The organism is Stenotrophomonas sp. TWI700, from assembly GCF_039673645.1.
In the GTDB taxonomy this organism is placed as follows: Bacteria; Pseudomonadota; Gammaproteobacteria; order Xanthomonadales; family Xanthomonadaceae; genus Stenotrophomonas; species Stenotrophomonas maltophilia_AA.
Genome location: NZ_JBDJMB010000030.1, coordinates 1 through 24,370, shown reverse-complemented (window position 1 = coordinate 24,370; position 24,370 = coordinate 1). Strand labels below are relative to the sequence as shown.

Genomic DNA, 24,370 nt, shown 5'->3' with positions numbered 1-24,370 from the left:
GCAGTAAGCGGTTCCCTTCGGGGGCCAATGCCCATGTGTCCAACAGAGTAAATCTAATGACCGAATCATTTGCAGAGCTGTTCGAAGCCAGTCAGGCCAATCTGGCCAAGCTGAAGCCGGGCTCGATCGTCAGCGGCGTCGTTGTTGAAGTCCGCGGCGATGTCGTGGTGATCAACGCCGGCCTGAAGTCCGAAGGCATCGTGCCGATCGAACAGTTCCGTAACGACGCTGGCGAGATCGATGTCGCTGAAGGCGACGTCGTCAAGGTTGCCCTCGATTCCATCGAGAACGGCTTCGGTGAAACCGTTCTGTCGCGTGAGAAAGCCAAGCGCGCGATGGTGTGGGACGAGCTGGAAGAAGCGTTGGAAAAGAACGAAACCATCACCGGCCGCATCAGCGGCAAGGTCAAGGGTGGTTTCACCGTGGACATCAAGGATGTCCGCGCGTTCCTGCCCGGTTCGCTGGTGGATGTGCGCCCCGTGCGCGACCCGGCCTACCTGGAAGGCAAGGAGCTGGAATTCAAGCTCATCAAGCTGGACCGCAAGCGTAACAACGTCGTTGTGTCCCGTCGTGCAGTCGTCGAGAGCGAGCATTCGGAAGAGCGCGAGCAGCTGATGGACAAGCTGCAGGAAGGCGCGATCCTGAAGGGTGTCGTCAAGAACCTGACCGATTACGGCGCATTCGTGGACCTGGGCGGTATCGACGGCCTGCTGCACATCACCGACATGGCCTGGAAGCGCGTGCGCCATCCGTCCGAAGTCGTGAACGTCGGCGACGAGCTGGACGTCCGCGTGCTGAAGTTCGACCGCGAGCGCAACCGCGTTTCGCTGGGTCTGAAGCAGCTGGGCGAGGATCCGTGGGACAACATCGCCCGTCGTTACCCGGCCAACAGCCGCGTCTTCGGCAAGGTCTCCAACGTCACCGATTACGGCGCATTCGTCGAGATCGAGCCGGGCGTCGAAGGTCTGGTGCACGTGTCCGAAATGGATTGGACCAACAAGAACGTCAACCCGTCCAAGGTTGTGCAGGTCGGTGACGAAGTTGAAGTCATGGTCCTGGACGTCGACGAGGAGCGTCGCCGCATCTCGCTGGGCATGAAGCAGGTTGCCGCCAATCCGTGGGAAACCTTCGCTGCGATCCACAAGAAGGGCGACAAGGTGTCGGGCCAGATCAAGTCGATCACCGACTTCGGCATCTTCATCGGCCTGGACGGCGGTATCGATGGCCTGGTGCACCTGTCCGACATCAGCTGGAACACCACCGGCGAAGACGTGGTCCGCAACTACAAGAAGGGCGACAACCTGGACGCCGTCGTCCTGGCCGTCGATCCGGAGCGCGAGCGCATCAGCCTGGGCGTCAAGCAGCTGGAGCAGGATCCGTTCGGTCAGTACATGGCTGCCAACCCGAAGGGTTCCAAGGTCGAAGGCGTGGTCAAGGAAGTGGACGCCAAGGGCGCTACCATCGAACTGGCTGACGGCATCGAAGGCTACGTGGCTGCTCGCGACGTTGCGAACGAGCGCGTCGACGACGCGACCCAGTTCCTGAAGGTCGGCGACAAGGTTGAAGCCAAGTTCGTGGGCATGGATCGCAAGGGTCGTACCCTGCAGCTGTCGATCAAGGCCAAGGACGACGCGGAAATGCGCGAAGTGCTGGAGGAATACCAGTCCTCTTCGGCGTCCAGCGGCACCACCCAGCTCGGCGCGCTGCTGCGTGCACAGCTGAACGGCAACAAGTCCGAGTAATCGGTCTGTCGCTGTCGTAGTTTCCTGGGCGGCCCGGACATCAGTCCGGGCCGTTTCAGGGTCTGAGTTCCTCCCCAAGAGCCCGTAATGACCAAATCCGAGCTGATCGAAATCCTGGCGCGCCGACAGGCGCATTTGAAGTCGGACGATGTCGATCTGGCCGTGAAGTCGTTGCTGGAAATGATGGGCGGGGCGCTGGCCGGCGGGGATCGCATCGAGATCCGCGGGTTCGGCAGTTTTTCGTTGCACTACCGGCCGGCACGGCTGGGGCGCAATCCCAAGACCGGGGAATCGGTCGCGTTGCCGGGCAAGCATGTCCCGCACTTCAAGCCGGGCAAGGAACTGCGTGAGCGCGTCAGCGCCGTGGTGCCGCTGGAAAGCGATCCTGCCTGAGTGTCCATCCGCCACGGGGCGGATGCATGATTTCCATGGAGTCGGCTGGTAGAGCGGAGTGTTAGTCCGCTACTCTTGAGCCCTACGGAACTGGAGCTGCTGCATGAACATCGTACGTCTGCTGATCCTGCTGGCGGTTCTGGTCGTGGGCCTCATCATCGGTGCCCTCAACTCGCAACCGATCATCATCAGCCTGGGCTTTACCCAGATCAATTCCACCACCGGCGTGGCGATCATCATCGCCCTGTTGTCCGGTGCCCTCATCGGCGGCGGCCTCGTGCTCGCCAGCGTGGTGATCCCGCTGTACGCCAAGCTGCGCCGTGCGCAGAAGGCCGCGCCCGCCGTGGTCGTGGCACCCCCTTCTTCTTCTACATTCGACGGACGCTGAGCGCCGATGGAATTTGTCTCCGAGTGGTTCTGGTTCTTCCTGTTCCTGCCCCTGGCCGCGCTGTCGGGCTGGGTGATCGGGCGTCGCGGTGGCCAGCGCCATGGCGACAACCAGGTCAGCCATCTGTCCAGCACGTATTTCCGCGGCCTGAACTGTCTGCTCAATGAGCAGCCAGACAAGGCGATCGAGCTGTTCCTGCACATCGCCGAGCTGGACAAGGAAACCTTCGAGACCCAGGTCGCGTTGGGCCATCTGTTCCGCCGTCGCGGTGAGGTCGATCGTGCGATCCGCCTGCACCAGGGCCTGGTCAACCGCGCGGACCTGAGCGATCAGCAGCGCGTCCAGGCGCTGCTGGCACTGGGCGAGGACTACATGAAGTCCGGCCTGCTCGACCGTGCCGAAACCGTGTTCACCGAGCTGGCCCAGATCGACCAGCGTGCCCCGCAGGCGCTCAAGCACCTGATCGGCATCTACCAGGCCGAGCGCGATTGGGAAAAGGCGATCGACAACGCCAGCCGCTTCGAGGAAGTCACCGGCGAGCCGATGGGCAAGCTGATCGGGCAGTTCGAGTGCGAACTGGCCGAGCGTTACCGCGGGGCCGGCAAGATCGACGAAGCGCGCGCCGCGATCGCGCGCGCCTACCAGGCCGATGCGATGTCGGTCCGTGCCGGCATCATCGAAGGCCGCCTGGAAGACGATGCCGGCAACGCCGAAGCCGCGGTCCGTGCCTTCGAACGTGCGGCACGCAACGATCCGGAGTACCTGCCCGAAGTGTTGCAGGCGCTGATGCAGAACTACCGCAAGGTCGGTGATCTCGGCGGTGCACGCGCGTTCCTGTCGGAGATGACCGAGCACTATCGCGGCATCGCGCCGGTGCTGGCGCTGACCCAGCTGATGGAAGAGCAGGAGGGCGTCGCCCCGGCGCGCGCCTACCTCGGGCGCCAGCTCAAGGACCGTCCGTCGGTGCGTGGCGAATCGGCGCTGATCGACCTGACCCTCGCCGAGGGCGCTGATTCCACCGCGACCCTGCACGACCTCAAGCACATCACCGACCAGCTGCTGGTCCGCAACCCGGCGTACCGGTGCACGCGGTGTGGCTTCGGTGCGCGCACCCATCATTGGCAGTGCCCGAGCTGCAAGGAATGGGGCACCGTCAAGCCACTGCTCAACTACGCGGTGCTCTGAACCATGATGGTCGCCTGGATGGCGGGGCTGCTGGCGGTGCTGGCGGTATCGGCGGGACTGACGTGGGGCGCACGCGTGTACGCGCTGCGCCGCAATCTGTTGGACGAGCCGGGCGAGCGGCGCAGCCACGGCGTGGCGACGCCGCGCGGCGGCGGCATCGCGATCGTGCTGACCCTGCTGCTGGCCTGCGTGGTCGCGGCAGTGATCTGGCCCACGGCCTGGATCACGCTCGCGGTGTTCGCGCTGGGCCTGGTGCTCGTTGCCGGGATCGGCTGGTGGGACGACCATCGGCCGCTGCCGGCGGTGCGTCGCCTGCTGGTCCATGTGATCGCCGCGGCACTGCTGGCCGGGCTGGTCTGGCACGCCAGCGGCAATCCCTGGCAGGCGCTGCTGGCGCTGTTGTTCGCCACCTCGTTGATCAACATCTGGAACTTCATGGATGGGATCAACGGCATCGCCACCACCCAGGCCATCCTGGCCGGGCTCGCCTTCGCGATGGTGCTGCCCCCGCCCTACGGGCTGGCCGGCGTGGTGCTGGGACTGGCCTGCCTTGGCTTCCTGCCGTTCAACTACCCGCGGGCACGCATCTTCATGGGCGACGTCGGCAGCGGGGCGCTGGGCTATGCCATCGCGGCCCTGGTCTGTCTGGTCAGCGTGCGCACGGATATCCACTGGCTGCTGTTGCTGGTGCCGCTTTCGGCCTTTCTTGTGGACGCGGGCTTCACATTGCTTTCGCGCATCCTGTCCGGACAGCGCTGGATGGAACCCCACACGCAGCATCTCTATCAGCGCGCGGTGAAAGGGGGTGCAAGCCACACTTCCGTCACCGGGATGTATCTTGTTTTTGGAATATTCAGTGCGGCAGTGTTTAATGCATGCACGAATTTGCAGCCGAGGTGGGAGGCTGCCGTGGCCATCGCGTGGTTGATCCTCGCGTCCGGCCTTTGGCTGCTCCTGCGCAAGGGAATGCGCAACTAGAAGGATTACGCTGTTTATGACGCCTTGGCAGGACCGACTTACCGGCTTGATGCCCCGTGCGGCCATCGTCGCCCACGACCTGTTCATGGTCTGGGCGTGCTGGCAGCTGCTGCACGCGGGACGCTATTCGATGCTGGCCGATGCGCCGGCATTGCCGCTGTGGAACATCGATACCTCGCTGGTGCTGGTCATCCAGGCCGTGGTGTTCTGGCGGGTGGGCCTGTACCGCGGCCTGTGGCGCTTCGCCAGCGTCGCTGATCTGCTCAACATCTTCAAAGCCAGCTTCATCGGCCTGCTCGCGATCGTGGTGGCGCTGGCCTACAAGCGCTTCGAAGGCGTGCCGATGTCGGTGCTGGTCATCTATCCGTTCGCGCTGTCCGCGCTGCTGGGTGCGCCGCGCCTGCTGTACCGCGCGTGGAAGGACTACCAGGCGCTGCAGTCCGACGTCACCGCACGCCGCGTGCTGATCCTTGGTGCCGGCCAGGCGGCGGAAGCTCTCGTACGTGATCTGCGTCGTTCCGGTGATTTCGAACCGGTCGGCCTGCTCGACGATGCCCCGCATCTGCAGGGCGCCAAGCTGCAGGGCCTGCCTATCCTGGGCACGCTGGAAGACGCGCCCGCCGTGGTCCGTGAGACGGCCGCCAAGCTGCTGGTGATCGCCATCCCGTCGCTGGATGCCGTGGGCATGCAGCGGGTGGTGGCCATCTGCGAAAGCACCGGCGTGCCGTTCCGCATGGTGCCCAAGCTCAATGACATCCTGCTCGGCCACTCGTTACCAGGTCAGCTCAAGGAAGTGGCGATCGAGGACCTGCTCGGCCGCAAGCCGATCCTGCCGGACTGGGCGCTGATCCGCGGCTGGCTGGGGGGGCGCACCGTGCTGGTGACCGGCGCCGGTGGTTCGATCGGTTCTGAACTGTGCCGCCAGTGCGCGCGCCATGGGGCAGGGCGCATCGTGCTGGTCGAGATGAGCGAGCTGCTGCTGCTGACCATCGAGGCCGAGCTGCAGCGCAGCTTCCCCGATCTGGTCGTGGAGGCGGTGCTGGGTGACTGCGGCGATCCCGCGGTGATCCGTCACGCGCTGTCGCTGTCGCGGGTGGATTCGGTCTTCCACGCCGCCGCCTACAAGCAGGTGCCGGTGCTGGAGCGCCAGCTGCGCGAGGCAGTGCGCAACAACATCCTGTCCACCGAGACCGTGGCCCGGGCCTGCGTCGAAGCCCGCATCGAGCACTTCGTCTTCATTTCCACCGACAAGGCGGTCGACCCGGTCAATGCGCTGGGCGCCAGCAAGCGCTATGCGGAGATGATCTGCCAGAGCCTGGACCAGAAGACCAGCCACACCCGTTTCGTGACCGTGCGCTTCGGCAACGTGCTGGCCTCGGCCGGCAGCGTGGTGCCGGTGTTCCGCGAGCAGATCCTCAAGGGCGGCCCGGTCACCGTGACCGACCCGGAAGTCACCCGTTACTTCATGACGATTCCCGAAGCCTGCCAGTTGATCCTGCAGGCGGCCGCCTCGGCTTCGCATGGGGCGATCTATACCCTGGACATGGGCGAGCCGGTGCCGATCCGCGTGCTGGCCGAGCAGATGATCCGCCTGGCCGGCAAGCAGCCGTACAAGGACATCGCCATCGTCTATACGGGCCTGCGCCCGGGCGAAAAACTGCACGAGACGCTGTTCTATTCGGACGAAGATTATCGCCCGACCGCGCATCCGAAGATTCTCGAAGCCGGTGTTCGCACGTTTGCCCGCGATCAGGTATTGGCCAACGTGCCGAAACTGCGCGAGGCGATCATCAGTTATGACACCGATGCGATCAACAGCATTCTGTTTGCCACCATGCCGGAGTTCTCTCCGCTACAACAGGACGATCACGTCAGCTCTGCTAAAGTGCTGGCCTTTCCGGCGCGTGAGGCCAACAGGTTCTGATGAGCAAGCGTATTCGTAAGGCGGTATTTCCTGTCGCAGGGTTGGGAACGCGATTCCTTCCCGCCACCAAAACCGTTCCCAAGGAAATGCTGCCGATTATCGATCGGCCGCTGATCCAGTACGCCGTTGATGAGGCGATCGAGGCGGGCTGTGACACGCTGATCTTCATCACCAACCGCTACAAGCATGCGGTCGCCGATTATTTCGACAAGGCCTACGAGCTGGAGCAGAAACTCGAGCGCGCCGGCAAGAAGGAACAGCTTGAGCTGGTCCGCCATGTGCTGCCCAATGGCGTGCGCGCCGTGTTCGTGACCCAGGCGGAAGCCTTGGGGCTGGGCCATGCGGTGCTGTGCGCGAAGGCGATCGTCGGCGACGAACCGTTCGCGGTGCTGCTGCCGGACGATCTGATCTGGAACCGGGGCAACGGTGCGCTCAAGCAGATGGCCGATGCCAACGAAGCCACCGGCGCCAGCATCATCGCGGTGGAAGACGTGCCGCATGAGAAGACCGGCAGCTACGGCATCGTGGCCACCGAGGCCTTCGACGGCCGCCAGGGCAAGATCAGCGCCATCGTCGAGAAGCCCAAGCCGGAAGACGCCCCGAGCGATCTGGCGGTGGTTGGCCGTTATGTGCTGAGCCCGAAGATTTTCGAGCTGCTTGAAGCGACCGGTACCGGCGCGGGTGGCGAAATCCAGCTGACCGATGCGATCGCCGAACTGCTCAAGAGCGAGCGCGTGGATGCGTTCCGCTTCGAGGGCCGCCGCTTCGATTGCGGTACCCATCTGGGCCTGGTCGAGGCAACGATCCGCTTCGCCCTCGACAACGAGAAGCTGGCCGGTCCTGCGCGCGAAATGCTGCAGAAGATGCTGGCCGAAGGCTGATCGCAAGGCGATCAACCGGTAGGTACCGACCGTTGGTCGGTACGCACCCCAACGAAAAGGGCAGCCTCGCGGCTGCCCTTCTGCGTTTGGTCCGGTTGCCGCATCGACCAACGGTCGGTGCCTGCCGACGCGACCGGTGCCGACCCATCGGCCGGCACCGATCATTGCCTCACAGCGATTCGAAGATGCCCGCCGCGCCCATGCCGGTGCCGATGCACATGGTCACCATGCCGTACTTCTGCTGGCGACGGCGCAGGCCGTGCAGCAGAGTGGCGGTGCGGATCGCGCCGGTCGCGCCCAGCGGGTGGCCCAAGGCGATCGCGCCGCCCAGCGGGTTGACCTTGGACGGGTCCAGGCCGCAATCACGGATGACGGCCAGCGACTGCGCGGCGAAGGCTTCGTTGAGCTCGATCCAGTCGAGCTGGTCCTGGGTCAGGCCGGCCTGCTTGAGCGCCTTCGGAATCGCGGCGATCGGGCCGATGCCCATCACTTCCGGGCGCACGCCGGCGACCGAGAAGCTGACGAAGCGGGCCAGCGGGGTCAGGCCGTAATCCTTGATCGCCTGCTCGGAGGCCAGCAGCACCGCACCGGCGCCATCGCTCATCTGCGAGGAGTTGCCCGCGGTGACGGTGCCGCCGAACTGGCCGTTGCGGAACACCGGGCGCAGCTTGGCCAGGCCTTCGGCGGACGAATCCAGGCGCGGGCCTTCGTCGGTGTCCACGATCCTGTCGCGGGTGATGATGCGGCGGCCGTCAGCCAGGTCGGGCTGGCGGGTGCGCACGTCGTAGGGGCTGATCTCGTCCTTGAACTCGCCGTTCTGGATCGCGGCGATGGCCTTCTGGTGGGAGGCGAGGGCGAACGCATCCTGGTCCTCGCGCGAGACCTTCCACTCTTCGGCGACCTTCTCGGCGGTGATGCCCATGCCGTAGGCGATGGCGACGTGGTCGTTGTCGAACACGCTCGGGGCCATCGCGATCTTGTTGCCCATCATCGGCACCATCGACATCGATTCGGTGCCACCGGCCAGCATCAGGTCCGAGTTGCCCAGGCGGATCTGGTCGGCGGCCATCGCCACGGCCTGCAGGCCCGAAGAGCAGAAGCGGTTGACGGTCTGTGCGGCGATGGTGTCCGGCAGGCCGGCCAGCAGCACGCCGATGCGCGCCACGTTCATGCCCTGCTCGGCTTCGGGCATCGCGCAGCCGATGATCGCGTCATCGATGCGGTTGACGTCCACGCCCGGCGCCTGGGCGACCACGGAGCGGAGCACGTGGGCCAGCATGTCGTCGGGACGGGTATTGCGGAACACGCCCTTGGGCGCCTTGCCCACCGGGGTGCGGGTGGCGGCGACGATGTAGGCGTCCTGGATTTGCTTGGTCATTGCAGTGATCTCTTGAATGTGGGGACAGGTGTGCCGACCAACGGTCGGCACCTACCGGGCGCGGACGGGTCCGTCGCGCCCGGCGCGCCATCAATTACGCAGCGGCTTGCCGGTCTTGAGCATGTGCGCGATGCGGGCCTGGGTCTTTTCCTGCTGGGCCAGTTCGACGAAGTGCTTGCGCTCCAGCGTCAGCAGCCACTCTTCGTCCACCAGCGTGCCGCGATCCACTTCGCCGCCGCACAGCACGGTGGCGATGCGCACGGCGATCTCGTAGTCGTACGGGCTGATGAAGCGGCCTTCCAGCATGTTGACCAGCATCATCTTGAACGTGGCGATGCCGACGTCACCGGCGACCTGGATGCGGCGGGCCGGCATCGGCGGACGGTAGCCGCCTTCGGCCAGCGCCAGCACTTCGGCCTTGGCGATGTGCAGTGCTTCGAAGCTGTTGAACACGACCTTGTCGGTCGCGCGCATCAGGCCCAGTTCCTTGGCGTTGACCGCCGAGTTGGAGACCTTGGCCATCGCGACGGTTTCGAAGGTCTTCTTCAGCTCGGCGAATACGTCGCCGCCCGGACCAGCAGCCTGCGAGGCACGCACGGCCAGTTCCTTCAGGCCACCACCGGCCGGCAGCAGGCCGACGCCGGCCTCGACCAGGCCGATGTAGCTTTCCAGCGCGGCCACGCTCTTGGCGCTGTGCATCTGGAACTCGCAGCCGCCGCCCAGGGCCAGGCCGCGCACGGCGGTCACCACCGGCACCAGCGAATACTTGATCGCCTGGCTGGTGCGCTGGAAGTTGTGCACCATCTCTTCGAACTGGTCGACCTTGCCGGCCTGCAGCAGGCCGAGCGCACCGGCCAGATCGGCACCGGCGGAGAAGGGCTCCTTCTGCTGCCAGATCACCAGGCCCTTGTAGTCCTGCTCGGCGCGCTTGATCGCTTCCTGCAGACCATTGAGCACGTGGTCGGAAACGGTGTTCATCTTGGTCTTGAAGCTGACCACCGCGATGCCGTCGCCGTCGTGCCACATGCGCACGCCGTCGTTCTCGAACACGGTTTCGCCCGGGCTGAAGCTCTCGTCCAGCAGCGGATCCGGGAAGCGCTGGCGCTGGTACACCGGCAGCGCCGAACGCGGCAGCTTGGCGTTGCGCGACGGGCTGTAGCTGCCTTCGGCGGCGTGCACGCCGTCGCGGCCATCGAACACCCAATCCGGCAGCGGGGCGTTGCTCATGCTCTTGCCGGCGACGATGTCATCGGCGATCCACTGCGCCACCTGCTTCCAGCCGGCGGCCTGCCAGGTTTCGAACGGGCCCAGCGACCAGCCGTAGCCCCAGCGGATGGCCAGGTCGACGTCGCGCGCGGTCTCGGCGATGTCGGCCAGGTGGTAGGCGCTGTAGTGGAACAGGTCGCGGAAGGTCGCCCACAGGAACTGCGCCTGCGGATGCTGGCTCTCGCGCAGCTTGGCGAACTTCTCGGCCGGGTTCTTGATCTTCAGGATCTCGACCACTTCCGGGGCGGCGGTGCGATCGGCCGGGCGGTAGTCCTGCTTTTCCAGGTCGAGGACGACGATGTCCTTGCCGACCTTGCGGAAGATGCCGGCGCCGGTCTTCTGGCCGAGCGCGCCCTTGGCGATCAATGCATCCAGCCACTTCGGCGATTTGAAGAATTCATGCCACGGATCGTTGGGCAGGGTGTCGCCCATGGTCTTGATCACGTGCGCCATGGTGTCCAGGCCGACCACGTCCGAGGTGCGGTAGGTGGCCGACTTCGGGCGGCCGACCAGCGGGCCGGTCAGGCCGTCCACTTCATCGAAGCCCAGGCCGAATTCCTGGGTGTGGTGGATGGTGGACAGGATCGAGAACACGCCGATGCGGTTGCCGATGAAGTTCGGGGTGTCCTTGGCGTACACCACGCCCTTGCCCAGGGTGGTGACCAGGAACGCTTCCAGGCCTTCCAGCACGGCGGCATCGGTGGTGGTGGCCGGGATCAGCTCGGCCAGGTGCATGTAGCGCGGCGGGTTGAAGAAGTGCACGCCGCAGAAGCGGTGGCGCAGCTGTTCGGGCAGCACGTCGGCGAGCTTGTTGATGCCCAGGCCCGAGGTGTTGGAGGCAAGCACCGCGTGATCGGCCACGAACGGGGCGATCTTCTTGTACAGGTCCTGCTTCCAGTCCATGCGTTCGGCGATGGCTTCGATGATCAGGTCGCAGTCTTTCAGCTGCTCCAGGCCGGTCTCATAGTTGGCCGGCGTGATCGCCTCGGCGTAGGACTTGCTGGCGAGCGGGGCCGGGCTGAGCTTGCCCAGGTTGGCGATGGCCTTGAGCACGATGCCATCGGCCGGACCTTCCTTCGCGGGGAGGTCGAACAGCACCGTGTCGACGCCGGCGTTGGTCAGGTGGGCGGCGATCTGGGCACCCATGACGCCGGCACCCAGCACGGCGGCACGGCGGACTAGCAGGGAATTGGACATGTCGATAAGCCTTTGTTGGTCGGGCAGCCGGGCAGTGCCTGGCTCTACGGGGTGGAAAGGGAGGTCGTCGAAGCGCTTGAGGCCGCGCTGGCGCGGAATCCTGCGTCGGCGAAATGAATCAGTTCCTGGGCGGCATGGGCACGATGCGCCGCTTCGGTGACACCGGCGGGTCGCTTGATCAGGCCGAAGTCGGCCATGGCATAGGTCAGCGAGCCGGCGAGGAAGTCCAGGCGCCAGTACAGCTCTTCCTTGCTCAGTCCCGGCACGCAGGCGGAGATCGCCTTGCCGAAGTCACGCAGGACGTGGCCGTAATGGTCGGAGAGGAACTTGCGCAGGTTGTCGTTCTTTTCCGCGTAGGCGCGGGCGATGACCCGCACGAACGCGCCGCCGGTCTGGCGGTCCTGGGCCATGGCCAAGGCCGGTTCGACGAAGGCGGCCAGCACCGGGCGCAGTTCACCGGGGTGTTCGCGACGGGCGGCGTCCAGCTGGGCCAGGCGAGCCGAGGTCATTTCATCCATCCGGCGGCGGAAGACCTCGTTGACCAGGTTTTCCTTGGAACCGAAGTGGTAGTTGACCGCGGCGATGTTCACATCGGCCTGGCTGGTGACCTGGCGCAGCGAGGTGCCCGCGAACCCATGCAGGGCGAACAGTTCCTCGGCGGCGCCGAGGATGCGGTCCTTGGTGGAGAAGTGGGCGGGTTTGGCCATGGGGCAGGGAAGTTCAATCAAACGATTGTTTGATATTAGACCCGTGGCTGCGCTGCCGCATTGTGCGGTGCAGCAGGAATGGGCGTCCGTTCATCCCCGCTGTGTAGTGCCTGCCCATGGCTGGCAACCTCGCAGTGCCTGAACGGGGCGAGCGATCCCATGCGGTCCAAGCCTGCCACGCATGGCGTGGCACTACCGGAGACGGGGAGGACACGTTAGAATTGGCGCACGTATATCAGGCTAAGCCCGCGTTTTGACGCGGGTTTTTTTCATGTTAACCTCGGGCCGATCAAGTGGCCCGCCCAACGGAGTATTCCCATGGCGCTGGAGCGCACCCTTTCCATCATCAAGCCGGACGCCGTCGCCAAGAACGTCATCGGTGAAATCTACGCCCGCTTTGAAAAGGCCGGCCTGAAGGTCGTCGCCGCCAAGTACAAGCAGCTGTCGCGCCGTGAAGCCGAAGGCTTCTACGCCGTGCACCGCGAGCGTCCGTTCTTCAACGCGCTGGTCGAGTTCATGATCTCCGGCCCGGTGATGATCCAGGCGCTGGAAGGCGAGAACGCCGTCCTGGCCCACCGCGACCTGCTGGGCGCCACCAACCCGAAGGAAGCCGCCGCCGGTACCATCCGCGCCGACTTCGCTGAATCCATCGATGCCAATGCCGCCCACGGCTCGGACTCGGTTGAGAATGCCGCGATCGAAATCGCCTACTTCTTCGCCGCGACTGAAGTCGTCTCGCGCTGAGAGTGATGCCGTGAACGAGGTCGTACAGCCCACCGCCATCCCATCCGTGCTCGTGTCGAGCCCGGCTGTGGCCAAGCAGAACCTGCTCGACCTCGATCGCGAGGGTCTGGAGCGCTTCTTCGCCGAGACACTCGGCGAAGCGCGCTACCGTGCCCATCAGGTGATGAAGTGGATCCACCATCACTACGTCACCGATTTCGATGAAATGACCGACCTCGGCAAGGCGCTGCGCGCCAAGCTCAAGCAGCATGCCAAGGTGCTGGTTCCGAACATCGTGTTCGACAAGCCCTCCGCCGATGGCACCCACAAGTGGCTGCTGGCCATGGGCACCGACGGCAAGAACGCGATCGAAGCGGTCTACATCCCGGACAAGAACCGCGGCACGCTGTGCGTGTCCTCGCAGGTCGGCTGCGCGCTGAACTGCACGTTCTGTTCGACCGCGACCCAGGGCTTCAACCGCAATCTCTCCACCGCCGAGATCATCGGCCAGGTGTGGGTGGCGGCGCGCCATCTGGGCAACATCCCGCACAAGCAGCGTCGTCTCACCAACGTGGTGATGATGGGCATGGGCGAGCCGTTGATGAATTTCGACAACGTCGTGCGCGCCATGAGCGTGATGCGCGACGATCTGGGCTACGGCCTGGCCAACAAGCGCGTGACGCTGTCCACCTCCGGCCTGGTGCCGCAGATCGACCGGCTGTCCGCCGAGAGCGACGTGTCGCTGGCGGTGTCGCTGCATGCGCCCAATGATGCCCTGCGCGAGACCCTGGTCCCGCTCAACAAGAAGTACCCGATCGTCGAGCTGATGGCCTCGTGCGCACGCTACCTGCGCGCCAACAAGCGCCGCGAATCGGTCACCTTCGAATACACCCTGATGAAGGGGATCAACGACCAGCCCGAGCACGCCCGCCAGCTGGCGCGGCTGATGCGCCAGTTCGACAACGCCGTGCAGGCCTCGAACGCGGGCAAGGTCAACCTGATTCCGTTCAATCCATTCCCGGGCACGCGCTATGAGCGTTCCGGCGAAACCGACATCCGCGCCTTCCAGAAGATCCTGCTCGATGCGAAGGTGCTGACGATGGTGCGGCGCACCCGTGGCGACGACATCGATGCCGCCTGTGGCCAGCTCAAGGGCCAGGTCATGGATCGCACGCGCCGCCAGGCCGAGTTCAACAAAACGCTGCAGGACGGGAAAAACCGGGATGCCGCTGCCTGATCGCCGATTGCCAGCCGTTGTTTTCATCGCGCTGGCATTGGCCGGCTGCGGCAAACAGGGCGTCAAACCGCCGTCCGGTACCCTCGAGGTCGCGCCGACCTATGAGGCCCGCGACAACCCCGAGATCCGCAAGCGCGTGAACTACCAGGATCAGATGGTCCTGGCCGGCGAGTCGCTGCGTGCGGGCTCGCCGGAGGCAGCCGAGAAGCGGGTGCGGGCGGCGATGAAGATCGATGCGCGGCGTCCCGAGGCCTACATGCTGTTGGCGGCCATCGCGGCCCAGCGCGGCAACCAGGCCGAGGCGGGGCAGTTGTACGCCAAGGCCGCCGAGCTGGGCCCGGAGCGCGGCGATGTGCTCAATAACTATGGCGCGTGGCTATGTGCTCATGGCCGTCCGGCCGAGTCGCTGGTCTGGTTTGATCGGGCCCTCCAGGCGCCGGGCTATACGACGCCGGCCTCTGCCCTGGCCAATGCCGGTGGCTGTGCGCTGGATGCCGGCCAGCCCGAACGGGCGGTTCCGGACCTGCGCCGGGCGCTTGAGATCGATCCGGTCAATGCCTACGCGCTGGAGTCGATGGCCCGCAACGAGTTCGCCCAAGGGCGTTATTTCGAGGCCCGCGCCTTTTCGCAACGGCGTTTGACGGCTGCACCGGCCACACGTTCCGTGTTACAACTTGCGTCTCAAATCGAGGCGCGGCTTGGCGACAGCGTGGCATCCGGTCGCTATCTGCAGCGAATTCATGACGAATTTCCGCAGGATGCGGCACCTAATCCCCGGGGTTGAAGCACTGTGATTGATGACCAGACTGTGAACGCTTTTGATACTGCGGCCGGTTGCGGAGCTCGTCTTCGCCAGGCCCGGGAAGCGGCCGGACTGACCCTGGAGGCGGTGGGGCAGCAGCTGCACATGCCGGTCCAGGTCGTGAAGTCCCTCGAAGACGAGCAGTGGCAGCGCCTCGGCGCGCCGGTCTTCGTCCGCGGCCAGCTGCGCAGCTACGCCCGTCTGCTCAAGGTGGACATCGGGGATATCCTCGAGCAGGCCCATATCGGGCCGATCGTGCCGCCGCAGCTGGTCAGCCATACCCATACCCCGCGGGCCCGGCGCATCGCCGAGAGCCTGGGGCGTCGCGTCCTGTATGTCGGCATCACCGCGGTTCTGGCCGTGCCGGTCTGGTTCGCCACCCGTGGCCATTTCGATGGCACGGCGACCACCCCGAACACCGCCTCGCTGGATGTGATCCCGGCGGCGGTACCGGTGGCCGGTGGCGAGACCCCGGATCCGGCCGCACCTGCGGCGGTCGAGGCGGCCAAGCCGACGGCACCGGCAGCACCGTACCTGGCATCGCTGACCCCGGTCCCGCGTCCGGCGTCCGCGCCGATGCCGCAGGCCGGCGCGCTGAGCCTGCAGTTCAAAGGCGACAGTTGGGTGGATATCTCCGGGCCGGACGGCACCACCGTCGAGAAGGCCCTGATCAAGTCGGGCGAGACCCGCAGCTTCGCACCGGGCCAGGTGGCCCGCATGGTGCTGGGCAATGCATCGGCGGTCGAGGTTCAGCAGGCCGGCACTATCGTCGACCTTTCGCCGTACCAGCGAGCCAACGTGGCACGCTTTACGGTATCCTCTGACGGCTCCGTGGTCCCAGTTTCGCACTGAACCGCGTTTCCCCAATCCAATTCAAATAGCTCCTCCTCATGGGCGGGGCGAGAGTACGCATGGCGATCGACGACCTGCTCGACGAGCACGAACAAAGTGAACGCGTCCGCGGCTGGCTGCGGAAGAATGGTGTCAGCATCCTCGCTGGCGTAGCCATCGCGATCGGTGGCATCTGGGGCTGGAAAGAATGGCAGACCCGGCACAGCAACAGCCTGGCCGGCGCCAACGTCCAGTACCAGATCGTCCTCAAGAGCCTGGAAGACAAGGATCTGGCGCAGGCCGCCAAGGGTGTGAAGGACCTGGAAAGCGGCAAGGCCAACATCTATGCCGATCTGGCTGCCCTGCAGTTGGCCAAGGCCCAGGTCGATGCCGGCAAGAACGAAGACGCGCTGGCGACCCTGCGCGCGATCAAGGCCGACCCCGAATTCAAGCCGGTGATCGAGCAGCGCGTCGCGCGCCTGCTGGTGGCCACCGGCAAGACCGAGGATGCGATCAAGCAGCTCGGCACCGCTACCGACAGCGCCAGCCTGGAAATCCATGGCGATGCACTGATGGCGCAGGGCAAGCGTGATGCCGCCCGCGAGCAGTATGAGAAGGCGCTCAAGACGCTGGACGTGGCAGCGCCCCAGCGGCGCCTGCTGGAAACCAAGTTGACGGATGCCGGTGGCACCGTCACCGATCCTGCGGAGTCGGTGTAATGAATCAGATGGTCATGATCAAGCGCGTTGCCACGGTTGCCCTGTTGGGCATGGCCCTGACCGGCTGCAGCACGATGAAGGGCTGGTTCGCCGGCAAGGACGCGGCGGCCAAGAAGGCGCTGGAACCGGCCGAACTGGTCAAGTTCGATGCCACCGCCAAGGTCGACAAGATCTGGACGGCCAACGTCGGCAAGGGCGAGAAGCGCATCGGCGTCCGCCAGGGCCCGGTGGTCGCCGATGGCCGCGTCTACGCAGCCGCCATCTACGGTGGCGTGCATGCCATCGACCTGCAGACCGGCAAGAAGGTCTGGACCTACGAGCCGGCCAAGGAAAAGAAGAAGCCCAAGCTTCGTCTGTCCGGTGGCCCGGGCGTGGGTGACGGCCTGGTCGTCATCGGCACCCTGGACGGTGAAGTCATCGCGTTGAACGCGGCCGACGGCACCGAAAAGTGGCGTGCCAAGGTGCCGGGTGAAGTGATCTCCGCGCCGGCCGTGGGCCAGGGCATGGTGTTCGTGCGCAGCAACGACGGTCGCGTGACCGGCCTGGATGCCGAAAACGGCACCCAGCGCTGGTTCAACCCGCGCGAGCTGCCGGCACTGACCGTGCGCGGCAACGCGCCGGTCGTCACCGGCCCGGGCGTGCTGTTCATCGGCAACGACGACGGCTCCGTGGCCGCGCTGGCCATGCAGGACGGCCGCACGCTGTGGGACCAGATGGTCGGCACCGGCGAAGGCCGTACCGAGCTGGACCGCATGGCCGATATCGACGGCGCGCCGGTGCTGGAAGGCAATACGCTGTTCGTGAGCAGTTTCAAGAGCCAGACCATGGCGATCGAGGGCCCGACCGGCCGTCCGCTGTGGGCCCGTGATCATGGTGGCGCCGGCGGCGTGGCCCTGACCTCGAGCACTGTGTTCGTCACCGACAACAAGGGCGGCGTGTTCGGCCTGGACAAGGCCAGCGGTTCGGCCATGTGGTCGCAGACGGGCCTGGCCCGTCGTTCGCTGACCGGTCCGGTCATCCACGGCGATTACGTTGTGGTCGGTGATTACAAGGGGTATCTGCACTGGTTGCGGACCGATAACGGTGAGTTCGCGGCGCGCGCCAAGAGTGGCGGCGACGCCCTCCTGGCCCAGCCGGTAGCCGCCGATGGGATTCTGCTGGTGCAGAACGTTGATGGAAAGCTGACCGCGTTCCGGTTGGCACAATAAGGAGTTACCGCGATGCTGCCCTTGGTCGCCCTGGTTGGACGGCCGAATGTCGGCAAGTCCACGCTGTTCAATGCGTTTACCCGTACGCGCGACGCGCTGGTCCATGACCAGCCCGGCGTGACCCGGGACCGTAATTACGGTGTTTGTCGTCTTGATGAGGACCACCCGTTCCTGGTGGTCGATACCGGCGGTATCGCCGGTGAAGAAGAAGGTCTGGCTGGCGCTACCGCCCGTCAGGCCCGCGCCGCGGCTGCCGAGGCGGACCTGATCCTGTTCGTGGTCGATGCCCGTGAGGGCCCGATGGACGACGAGATCCTGTCCTGGCTGCGCAGGCTGGCCCGTCCGACCCTGCTGTTGATCAACAAGATCGACGGCATGAATGAAGACACCGTGCGTTCGGAGTTCGCCCGTTACGGCTTCAGCGAAATGCTGACCGTCTCGGCCGCGCACCGTCAGGGCCTGGATGATCTGCTGGACGAGGTCGTGGAGCGGTTGCCGGAAGAGGGCACCACCGAGACCCTGGACACCGATCCGAACCGCATTCGCATCGCCTTTGTCGGCCGCCCCAACGTGGGCAAGTCGACGCTGGTCAATCGTCTGCTCGGCGAAGAGCGCATGATCGCCTCCGAAGTGCCCGGTACCACCCGTGACTCGATCGCGGTGGACATGGAGCGCGACGGGCGTGAGTACCGCCTGATCGATACCGCCGGCCTGCGTCGCAAGGCGCGTGTCGAGGAAGTGGTCGAGAAGTTCAGCGTCATCAAGACCCTGCAGGCCATCGAGCAGTGCCAGGTCGCGGTGCTGATGCTCGATGCCTCCGAAGGCGTGACCGATCAGGACGCCAGCGTGCTCGGCGCGGTGCTCGATGCCGGCCGTGCGTTGGTGGTGGCGATCAACAAGTGGGATGGCCTGACCGATTACCAGCGCGAGCAGGCTGAAGCGCTGGTATCGCGCAAGCTCGGCTTCGTGCCCTGGGCGGAAGTGGTGCGCATCTCGGCCAAGCATGGCTCGGGCCTGCGTGAGCTGTTCCGCTGCATCCACGCCGCGCACGCCTCGGCGACGCACGAGTTCAGCACCAGCGAAGTCAACAAGGCGCTGGAAACGGCCTACGAGACCAACCCGCCGCCGGCGATCCGTGGTCACGTGTCCAAGCTGCGTTACGTGCATCCGGGCGGTTCCAATCCGCCGACCTTCATCGTCCACGGCACCCGTCTGAAAGACCTGCCGGAGTCGTACAAGCGCTACCTGGAGAACTTCTTCCGCAAGCGCTTCAAGCTGGTCGGCACGCCCGTGCAGTTCATCTTCCGCGAGGGTGTGAACCCGTACGAAGGCAAGAAGAATGTGCTCACCGAACGTCAGCTCAAGCGCAAGCGCCGCTTGATCAAGCACGTCAAGGGCAAGTGATCCAAAGAAGAGCCGGCGAAAGCCGGCTCTTCTGCATCCAGTTGCAGCGGATTTCAAGCGTTGGCTGTACAGCTGTATGTGTACTCAACTTCCTTGGTCTTGATGCCGCTTGCATCTGTCAGCCACGCGACGCGGGCAACATACGGAGTGATGAAATCCTAGGTAATCCCGTTTGACGGATCACACTGGGCACGCAAATCGTTGTACTGATAGTTGAAATACAGCCCATGTCCACCCGCCAGCGCAACCTTCGGAGGAGCAACGTTCGTTCTGGAGCCTTGTCGCTGGCGTGGTTCCATCGGGGGCAGTGGATCCGGCCGTAGCTGGTGGATGTCGTGGCCGGCAAACTGGAACTCCGCGCCATCCACGGCGACGACTCCGCGCAGCAGATCCAGCGCCACAAGTGCCAGACGGTGCTGCTGATTTTCCAGTTCCGCGCCCGTATGGGAGGGAACCGCCCGCCCGCCCAGGTCTATGATCACGGTGCGGCGCTCTGGAACGAGCCGCGTCCTGATGTTGAATCCCGTTTGACCCTCGATGAGCGCCAGGTTTTCGGCAGCTTCCGAAAGCGCCTTGTCGAGCATCTTTTCGATGCGCACGCGCTCGGGACGGCCGATGTTTTCAATGGGCGTTCCATTGGCATGGGTGATGGGCGCCGATGAAGCCATGGCCGGCGTGCTTGGCAGTACCGCTAGCGTAGCGAAAATGAATGGCATTCTTGATAGATAGATGATGCGCATGGCAATCCTTGGCATTGGTCATCGGGGGCTTATCGAGGCGCGGACAGGCTATATCTGGGATTGTCTTCAAATTGCGTGCTCGGTCACGCTTATTTGCAATTCACTGGTTTCCCTACACGCACGTAAATCGCCCCAACTTTCCAGGGCGGAGCAGCTTCCTTACATTTATACGCTGCGCGCATCGACACCCACGCTGCCAGCTCGCCAGGAGCCAAGCGCCACGTGCTGGCCCGCGGCTGTACATGGAAGAGGGCCGGGCACCGGCCTACACCCTCGTGCGCGATAATGCCGGCATGGACATCCCGCAGCTATCTCCCGCCGAGGCCCGCCAGCGCATTGCCCACGGCGCCCTGCTGATAGACGTGCGTGAAGCGCACGAGCGCGGCACCGGCATGGCCGAAGGCGCGCTCGGCATTGCCAGGGGCGATCTCCAGGCCGAGCCGAGCACACACCTGCCGGGACTCGATCGCGAGGCCGTCCTGATCTGCCAGAGCGGCAGGCGTTCGATGGACGCCGCGGTTTTCCTGTGGAACCTGGGTTACACGCATATCGCGTCCGTGCAGGGCGGTACCACCGCATGGCGTGCCGAGGGACTGCCTTTGGTGCAGCCGATCCAGAGCGACGCCGAGCGCGACTTCAGCGAGCGCTACTCGCGGCATCTGCTGCTGCCGCAGGTGGGTGTCGAGGGCCAGAAGACGCTGCTGACCTCGCGCGTGCTGGTGCTTGGCGCGGGCGGCCTGGGTGCACCGGCCAGTTTCTACCTGGCCGCGGCCGGGGTAGGGCACCTGCGCATCGCCGATGACGACGTGGTCGACCGCAGCAACCTGCATCGGCAGATCATCCATACCGATGCCAGCGTCGGCGAGCCCAAGGTGCTCTCCGCGCGCACACGCCTGCTTGCCCTCAATCCCTCGCTGGACGTGGAGGCTGTGCAGGCGCGGGTCACTTCGGCCAACATCGATGCACTGCTCGAAGGTGTCGACGTGGTGCTGGACGGCTCGGACAACTTCCCGCTGCGCTACCTGCTCAACGATGCCTGCCTCCAGCACGGCATCCCGCTGGTTTACGGGGCGGTGGAGCGCTTCACCGGCCAGGTCAGCGTCTTCGATGCCGGACGTCAGCGCGGCACCGCGCCGTGTTACCGGTGCCTGTTTCCCGAGCCGCCGCCCCCGGAGTTCGCGCCCAACTGTGCCGAGGCTGGTGTCCTCGGCGTGCTGCCCGGCATGGTCGGCCTGCTCCAGGCCACCGAAGTGCTCAAGCTGCTGCTCGGCATCGGTGAGCCGCTGATCGGCCGGCTGCTGAGCTTCGATGCGCTGGGCATGCGCTTCCGCGAGACACGCCTGCGCCCGGATCCGGCCTGCCCGGTGTGCGCGCCCGGGCGCGCATTCCCTGGCTACATCGATTACGCGGCGTTCTGCAGCGCCTGACAGGTAGGGCGTAGATCCACGCCATGCGTGGATGCCGTTTGCCAGGGTCCACGTAGATCCACGCCATGCGTGGATGCCGTTGGCGAGGGGCCGCCGGGTGAGCGCAGCCACGCGTGGCGTGGCTCTACAGTTGGGTTCGGCGGCGATTTCGGGACGATGTCGCGTCCAACATCAATATCGTTCTGAATTCAGCACGATAAAACGCATCATCCGCGCTATTGCCCTTCACCGCTTTGCCCTATCGTTGTCCCATCTTGTGCAGTCCGGGGAAACAACCGCATGGCGGTGGAAGCAGGTGCCAGTGAACTGGTGAAAGTGGTCGCCCTGCTGGGTGCGGCAGTGGTGATGGTGCCGCTGTTTCGCCGGCTCGGCTTGGGCTCGGTGCTGGGCTATTTCGCCGCGGGCCTGGCGATCGGCCCGTTCGGGTTCGGCTGGTTCTCCGATCCGCAGGCGATCCTGCATACCGCCGAGCTCGGCGTAGTGATGTTCCTGTTCGTGATCGGCCTGGAGATGCGGCCCTCGCACCTGTGGAGCCTGCGCAACGAGATCTTCGGCCTCGGCACGCTGCAGATCGTGGTCTGCGGCACCGTGCTGACCGGTGTGTGCATGCTGCTCGGCTTCCCCTTGCCGGTGGCCTTCATCGGCGCCGCCGGTTTCGTGCTGACCTCGACCGCAGTGGTGATGCAACTGCTCGCCGAACGCGGTGACATCGCGCTGCCGACCGGCCAGAAGATCGTCTCAATCCTGCTGTTCGAAGATCTGCTGATCGTGCCGTTGCTGGCGGTCGTCGCGTTCATGGCGCCCGTGCACAGCGATGCCGGCGAGAGTTCGCGCTGGGTCACCGTCGGCATCGCGGCGGGTGCGATCGTCGGGCTGGTGCTGGTCGGCCGCTTCCTGCTCAATCCGCTGTTCCGCATCCTCGCCGCCGCCAAGGCGCGCGAAGTGATGACGGCTGCCGCATTGCTGGTCGTGCTCGGCGCCGCGCTCCTGATGCAGCTGGGCGGATTGTCGATGGCGATGGGCGCGTTCCTCGCCGGCGTGCTGCTCAGCGAGTCCACCTTCCGCCACCAGATCGAAGCGGACATCGAACCATTCCGCGGCATCCTGCTCGGCCTGTTCTTCCTCAGCGTCGGCATGGCGCTGGACCTCACCGTCGTCGCCAACAACTGGCCGCTGATCGTCTCCGGGGTGTTCGCGCTGATGTTTGCCAAGGCGATCTGCATCTACGTGGTCGCGCGCATCCTCGGCAGTGATCATCGCCAAGCGCTGGATCGCGGCGTGGTGATGGCACAGGGCGGCGAGTTCGCGTTCGTGCTGTTCTCCGCCGCAGCCGTGGCCGGTGTGATCGATGTGCAGGTCAACGCCAATCTGACCGCGATCGTCGTGCTCTCGATGGCACTGACGCCGCTGTTCGTGCTGCTGCATGACAAGCTGATGCCGGACCGCGAAGTCTCGCTCGATGGCGTCGAAGAAGCCGACGGTTTGTCCGGCAGCGTGCTGCTGATCGGCTTTGGTCGCTTCGGCCAGGTCGCCAGTCAGTCGCTGCTGGCGCGCGATGTGGATGTGACCATCATCGACAACGACGTGGACATGATCCACAACGCCGAGCGCTTCGGGTTCAAGATCTACTACGGCGACGGTACCCGCCTGGATGTACTGCATGCGTCTGGCGCGGGGTCGGCGCGTGCGATCGCGGTCTGCGTCAACAGCGACCAGGATGCCGATCGCATCGTCGAGCTGGTCACCCACGAGTTCCCCCAGGCCAAGCTGCTGGTGCGCTCGTTCGATCGCGAACATTCACTGCGCCTGATCCATGCCGGCGTGGACTTCCAGATCCGCGAGACCTTCGAGTCGGCCCTGCAGTTCGGCCAGGCCGCGCTGATGGAGCTGGGGGCCGATCCGGATGATGCGCGCGAGATCGCCGAGCAGATCCGCGAACGGGATGCGGAACGCTTCGAGCTGGAGATGGCCGGCGGAGACCTGCGCGCCGGGGCGCACATGGTGTTCGGTACTGCGCTGCCCGGCGTGCCCACGCCCACGCCGTTCACCGCGCCCAAGCGCAAGGCGCGCACGCTCAACGCGGACGAGGTGCCGGAAGAGGAATAAGGATCCGGTAGTGCCGGCCGCTGGCCGGCAACCAGACAGGGTCGGCCGGCACGCCAGCCGTCGGCCAGCACGACGGTGTCCGCCACGGGCCGAATCGGGGACAATAGACGACCGTCGCCCCCACGCCTGCCGCCCTCGATGAGCTCACCGACTTCCGACACCGCTTCTTCCGCCCGCATTCTCGACGGCCGCCGCATCGCCGAAGACCTGCTGGACAGCCTCAAGGTCCGGGTCGATGCCCGCCTGGCTGCCGGTGGCAGCCGTCCGGGCCTGGCCGTGGTGCTGGTCGGTGGCGACCCGGCCTCGACCGTGTACGTGCGCAACAAGCGCCGTGCGGCCGAAAAAGTGGGTATCGAAGCCTTTGATTACGATCTGCCGGCCTGCACCACCGAGGCCGAGCTGCTGACCCTGATCGACCAGCTCAACGCCGATCCCAAGATCCACGGCATCCTGGTCCAGCTGCCGCTGCCGGGCATCCCGGACGCCAACCGCCTGATCCACCGCATCGACCCGCGCAAGGACGTGGACGGCTTCCACCCGGAAAACGTCGGCCACCTGGCCCTGCGCGAGTTCGGCCTCCGCCCGTGCACCCCGCGCGGCATCGTGACCCTGCTGGGCCACACCGACCAGCCGGTCCGCGGCCGCAACGCCACCATCGTCGGCGTCAGCAACCACGTCGGCCGCCCGATGGGTCTGGAGCTGCTGATCGCCGGCTGCACCGTCACCAGCTGCCACAAGTTCACCCCCAAGGACGTGCTGGAGCAGTCGGTGCGCAACGCCGACATCCTGGTGGTCGCCGTGGGCCGTCCGGGCATTGTCCCGGGTGAATGGGTCAAGCCGGGCGCGGTGGTGATCGACGTGGGCATCAACCGCCTCGACGACGGCCGCCTGGTCGGCGATGTCGGCTTCGAGGCCGCCGCCCAGCGTGCCAGCTGGATCACCCCGGTCCCGGGTGGGGTAGGGCCGATGACCGTGGCCACCCTGATGCAGAACACGATCGAGGCGGCAGAGGCGTTCTGACCCGGGAACGGCGTGACGACCAACGGTCGTCACCTACCGGCACCTGACGCGCCGGGGTAGCGCACTACCGGTGGTCGTGCGGCCCGTACACCCGCCCGGTAGTGGCGGGCGCGG

At 65.4% G+C, this 24,370-nt stretch carries 21 protein-coding genes; 17 read left to right on the top strand and 4 right to left on the bottom strand.

What is annotated here, in order from left to right; genetic code table 11:
* Nucleotides 1–56 precede the first annotated feature (56 nt).
* The 7 genes from rpsA (at nucleotide 57) to galU (ending at nucleotide 7,491) form a co-directional block, all read left to right on the top strand.
* Nucleotides 57–1,742, top strand: coding sequence for a 30S ribosomal protein S1 (gene rpsA / locus ABE473_RS16405; protein ID WP_121042136.1), 1,686 nt, complete (start codon nucleotides 57–59; stop codon nucleotides 1,740–1,742).
* An 87-nt stretch (nucleotides 1,743–1,829) separates the two neighbouring features.
* Nucleotides 1,830–2,135, top strand: coding sequence for an integration host factor subunit beta (locus ABE473_RS16400; RefSeq protein ID WP_019183098.1), 306 nt, complete (start codon nucleotides 1,830–1,832; stop codon nucleotides 2,133–2,135).
* Nucleotides 2,136–2,238: 103 nt separating this feature from the next.
* Nucleotides 2,239–2,523: a LapA family protein gene (locus ABE473_RS16395; protein WP_121042138.1), complete on the top strand. Its 285-nt coding sequence runs from the start codon at nucleotides 2,239–2,241 to the stop codon at nucleotides 2,521–2,523.
* A 6-nt stretch (nucleotides 2,524–2,529) separates the two neighbouring features.
* Nucleotides 2,530–3,708, top strand: coding sequence for a lipopolysaccharide assembly protein LapB (gene lapB, locus ABE473_RS16390; protein ID WP_346490227.1), 1,179 nt, complete (start codon nucleotides 2,530–2,532; stop codon nucleotides 3,706–3,708).
* 3 nt (nucleotides 3,709–3,711) lie between these two features.
* Nucleotides 3,712–4,686 carry a glycosyltransferase family 4 protein gene (locus tag ABE473_RS16385; protein ID WP_346490226.1) on the top strand — a complete coding sequence of 325 codons (975 nt, stop codon included), beginning with the start codon at nucleotides 3,712–3,714 and terminating at the stop codon, nucleotides 4,684–4,686.
* A 16-nt stretch (nucleotides 4,687–4,702) separates the two neighbouring features.
* Nucleotides 4,703–6,610, top strand: coding sequence for a nucleoside-diphosphate sugar epimerase/dehydratase (locus tag ABE473_RS16380; protein WP_346490225.1), 1,908 nt, complete (start codon nucleotides 4,703–4,705; stop codon nucleotides 6,608–6,610).
* Nucleotides 6,610–7,491 carry a UTP--glucose-1-phosphate uridylyltransferase GalU gene (gene galU / locus ABE473_RS16375; protein WP_346490224.1) on the top strand — a complete coding sequence of 294 codons (882 nt, stop codon included), beginning with the start codon at nucleotides 6,610–6,612 and terminating at the stop codon, nucleotides 7,489–7,491. The genes ABE473_RS16380 and galU overlap by 1 nt, the downstream gene beginning before the upstream one ends.
* Before the next feature lie 169 nt (nucleotides 7,492–7,660).
* On the opposite strand, the gene ABE473_RS16370 is transcribed toward galU, so the two are convergent.
* From ABE473_RS16370 to ABE473_RS16360, 3 genes are all read right to left on the bottom strand, one after another.
* Nucleotides 7,661–8,869: an acetyl-CoA C-acyltransferase gene (locus ABE473_RS16370; RefSeq protein WP_176989796.1), complete on the bottom strand. Its 1,209-nt coding sequence runs from the start codon at nucleotides 8,867–8,869 to the stop codon at nucleotides 7,661–7,663.
* Between the two features lie 90 nt (nucleotides 8,870–8,959).
* Nucleotides 8,960–11,332 (bottom strand): 3-hydroxyacyl-CoA dehydrogenase/enoyl-CoA hydratase family protein, encoded by a 2,373-nt coding sequence (locus tag ABE473_RS16365; RefSeq protein WP_346490223.1) that lies wholly within the window; start codon nucleotides 11,330–11,332, stop codon nucleotides 8,960–8,962.
* A 44-nt stretch (nucleotides 11,333–11,376) separates the two neighbouring features.
* Nucleotides 11,377–12,039 (bottom strand): TetR family transcriptional regulator, encoded by a 663-nt coding sequence (locus tag ABE473_RS16360; protein ID WP_176989798.1) that lies wholly within the window; start codon nucleotides 12,037–12,039, stop codon nucleotides 11,377–11,379.
* Between the two features lie 318 nt (nucleotides 12,040–12,357).
* Between ABE473_RS16360 and ndk the strand changes: the two genes are divergently transcribed.
* Genes ndk through der form a run of 7 tightly spaced genes read left to right on the top strand, consistent with a single transcriptional unit; the run spans nucleotide 12,358 to nucleotide 18,963 of the window.
* The gene (gene ndk / locus ABE473_RS16355) at nucleotides 12,358–12,783 is read left to right on the top strand and encodes a nucleoside-diphosphate kinase (protein WP_008265389.1); all 426 of its coding nucleotides are present in this window, start codon (nucleotides 12,358–12,360) and stop codon (nucleotides 12,781–12,783) included.
* Nucleotides 12,784–12,793: 10 nt separating this feature from the next.
* Nucleotides 12,794–13,999 carry a 23S rRNA (adenine(2503)-C(2))-methyltransferase RlmN gene (gene rlmN, locus ABE473_RS16350; RefSeq protein WP_346490222.1) on the top strand — a complete coding sequence of 402 codons (1,206 nt, stop codon included), beginning with the start codon at nucleotides 12,794–12,796 and terminating at the stop codon, nucleotides 13,997–13,999.
* Nucleotides 13,986–14,783, top strand: coding sequence for a type IV pilus biogenesis/stability protein PilW (gene pilW, locus ABE473_RS16345; RefSeq protein ID WP_346490221.1), 798 nt, complete (start codon nucleotides 13,986–13,988; stop codon nucleotides 14,781–14,783). Before rlmN ends, pilW begins: the two co-directional genes overlap by 14 nt.
* 6 nt (nucleotides 14,784–14,789) lie before the next feature.
* Complete coding sequence (locus tag ABE473_RS16340) at nucleotides 14,790–15,653, top strand: RodZ domain-containing protein (RefSeq protein ID WP_346490220.1); 864 nt, start codon at nucleotides 14,790–14,792, stop codon at nucleotides 15,651–15,653.
* Nucleotides 15,654–15,712: 59 nt separating this feature from the next.
* Complete coding sequence (locus ABE473_RS16335; protein WP_346490219.1) at nucleotides 15,713–16,351, top strand: tetratricopeptide repeat protein; 639 nt, start codon at nucleotides 15,713–15,715, stop codon at nucleotides 16,349–16,351.
* Nucleotides 16,351–17,559: an outer membrane protein assembly factor BamB gene (bamB, locus tag ABE473_RS16330; RefSeq protein WP_176989803.1), complete on the top strand. Its 1,209-nt coding sequence runs from the start codon at nucleotides 16,351–16,353 to the stop codon at nucleotides 17,557–17,559. The genes ABE473_RS16335 and bamB overlap by 1 nt, the downstream gene beginning before the upstream one ends.
* Before the next feature lie 12 nt (nucleotides 17,560–17,571).
* Entirely contained in the window at nucleotides 17,572–18,963 is a 1,392-nt protein-coding gene (der, locus tag ABE473_RS16325; protein WP_121042160.1) for a ribosome biogenesis GTPase Der, read from the top strand.
* A 158-nt stretch (nucleotides 18,964–19,121) separates the two neighbouring features.
* Here der and ABE473_RS16320 read toward each other — a convergent pair whose 3' ends face one another.
* Complete coding sequence (locus tag ABE473_RS16320; RefSeq protein WP_346490218.1) at nucleotides 19,122–19,703, bottom strand: hypothetical protein; 582 nt, start codon at nucleotides 19,701–19,703, stop codon at nucleotides 19,122–19,124.
* Nucleotides 19,704–19,996: 293 nt separating this feature from the next.
* Here ABE473_RS16320 and moeB point away from each other — a divergent pair, with 293 nt between their 5' ends.
* The 3 genes from moeB (at nucleotide 19,997) to folD (ending at nucleotide 24,256) form a co-directional block, all read left to right on the top strand.
* Entirely contained in the window at nucleotides 19,997–21,130 is a 1,134-nt protein-coding gene (gene moeB / locus ABE473_RS16315; protein WP_346490232.1) for a molybdopterin-synthase adenylyltransferase MoeB, read from the top strand.
* Between the two features lie 279 nt (nucleotides 21,131–21,409).
* Nucleotides 21,410–23,236, top strand: a complete 1,827-nt coding sequence (locus ABE473_RS16310; RefSeq protein WP_346478001.1) for a monovalent cation:proton antiporter-2 (CPA2) family protein — start codon at nucleotides 21,410–21,412, stop codon at nucleotides 23,234–23,236.
* A 138-nt stretch (nucleotides 23,237–23,374) separates the two neighbouring features.
* Nucleotides 23,375–24,256: a bifunctional methylenetetrahydrofolate dehydrogenase/methenyltetrahydrofolate cyclohydrolase FolD gene (gene folD / locus ABE473_RS16305; protein WP_346490217.1), complete on the top strand. Its 882-nt coding sequence runs from the start codon at nucleotides 23,375–23,377 to the stop codon at nucleotides 24,254–24,256.
* Nucleotides 24,257–24,370: the final 114 nt, after the last annotated feature.

Excerpts from the sequence above, each read along its gene's own strand:
- ABE473_RS16320 (WP_346490218.1), bottom strand. The coding sequence starts at position 19,703 with ATGCGCATCATCTATCTATCAAGAATGCCATTCATTTTCGCTACGCTA.
- rpsA (WP_121042136.1), top strand. The coding sequence starts at position 57 with ATGACCGAATCATTTGCAGAGCTGTTCGAAGCCAGTCAGGCCAATCTG.
- ABE473_RS16400 (WP_019183098.1), top strand. The coding sequence starts at position 1,830 with ATGACCAAATCCGAGCTGATCGAAATCCTGGCGCGCCGACAGGCGCAT.
- ABE473_RS16380 (WP_346490225.1), top strand. The coding sequence starts at position 4,703 with ATGACGCCTTGGCAGGACCGACTTACCGGCTTGATGCCCCGTGCGGCC.
- ABE473_RS16385 (WP_346490226.1), top strand. The coding sequence starts at position 3,712 with ATGATGGTCGCCTGGATGGCGGGGCTGCTGGCGGTGCTGGCGGTATCG.
- ABE473_RS16335 (WP_346490219.1), top strand. The coding sequence starts at position 15,713 with ATGGCGATCGACGACCTGCTCGACGAGCACGAACAAAGTGAACGCGTC.
- ABE473_RS16370 (WP_176989796.1), bottom strand. The coding sequence starts at position 8,869 with ATGACCAAGCAAATCCAGGACGCCTACATCGTCGCCGCCACCCGCACC.
- ABE473_RS16395 (WP_121042138.1), top strand. The coding sequence starts at position 2,239 with ATGAACATCGTACGTCTGCTGATCCTGCTGGCGGTTCTGGTCGTGGGC.
- der (WP_121042160.1), top strand. The coding sequence starts at position 17,572 with ATGCTGCCCTTGGTCGCCCTGGTTGGACGGCCGAATGTCGGCAAGTCC.
- galU (WP_346490224.1), top strand. The coding sequence starts at position 6,610 with ATGAGCAAGCGTATTCGTAAGGCGGTATTTCCTGTCGCAGGGTTGGGA.
- ABE473_RS16365 (WP_346490223.1), bottom strand. The coding sequence starts at position 11,332 with ATGTCCAATTCCCTGCTAGTCCGCCGTGCCGCCGTGCTGGGTGCCGGC.
- moeB (WP_346490232.1), top strand. The coding sequence starts at position 19,997 with ATGGACATCCCGCAGCTATCTCCCGCCGAGGCCCGCCAGCGCATTGCC.
- lapB (WP_346490227.1), top strand. The coding sequence starts at position 2,530 with ATGGAATTTGTCTCCGAGTGGTTCTGGTTCTTCCTGTTCCTGCCCCTG.
- pilW (WP_346490221.1), top strand. The coding sequence starts at position 13,986 with ATGCCGCTGCCTGATCGCCGATTGCCAGCCGTTGTTTTCATCGCGCTG.
- folD (WP_346490217.1), top strand. The coding sequence starts at position 23,375 with ATGAGCTCACCGACTTCCGACACCGCTTCTTCCGCCCGCATTCTCGAC.
- bamB (WP_176989803.1), top strand. The coding sequence starts at position 16,351 with ATGAATCAGATGGTCATGATCAAGCGCGTTGCCACGGTTGCCCTGTTG.
- ABE473_RS16360 (WP_176989798.1), bottom strand. The coding sequence starts at position 12,039 with ATGGCCAAACCCGCCCACTTCTCCACCAAGGACCGCATCCTCGGCGCC.
- ndk (WP_008265389.1), top strand. The coding sequence starts at position 12,358 with ATGGCGCTGGAGCGCACCCTTTCCATCATCAAGCCGGACGCCGTCGCC.
- ABE473_RS16310 (WP_346478001.1), top strand. The coding sequence starts at position 21,410 with ATGGCGGTGGAAGCAGGTGCCAGTGAACTGGTGAAAGTGGTCGCCCTG.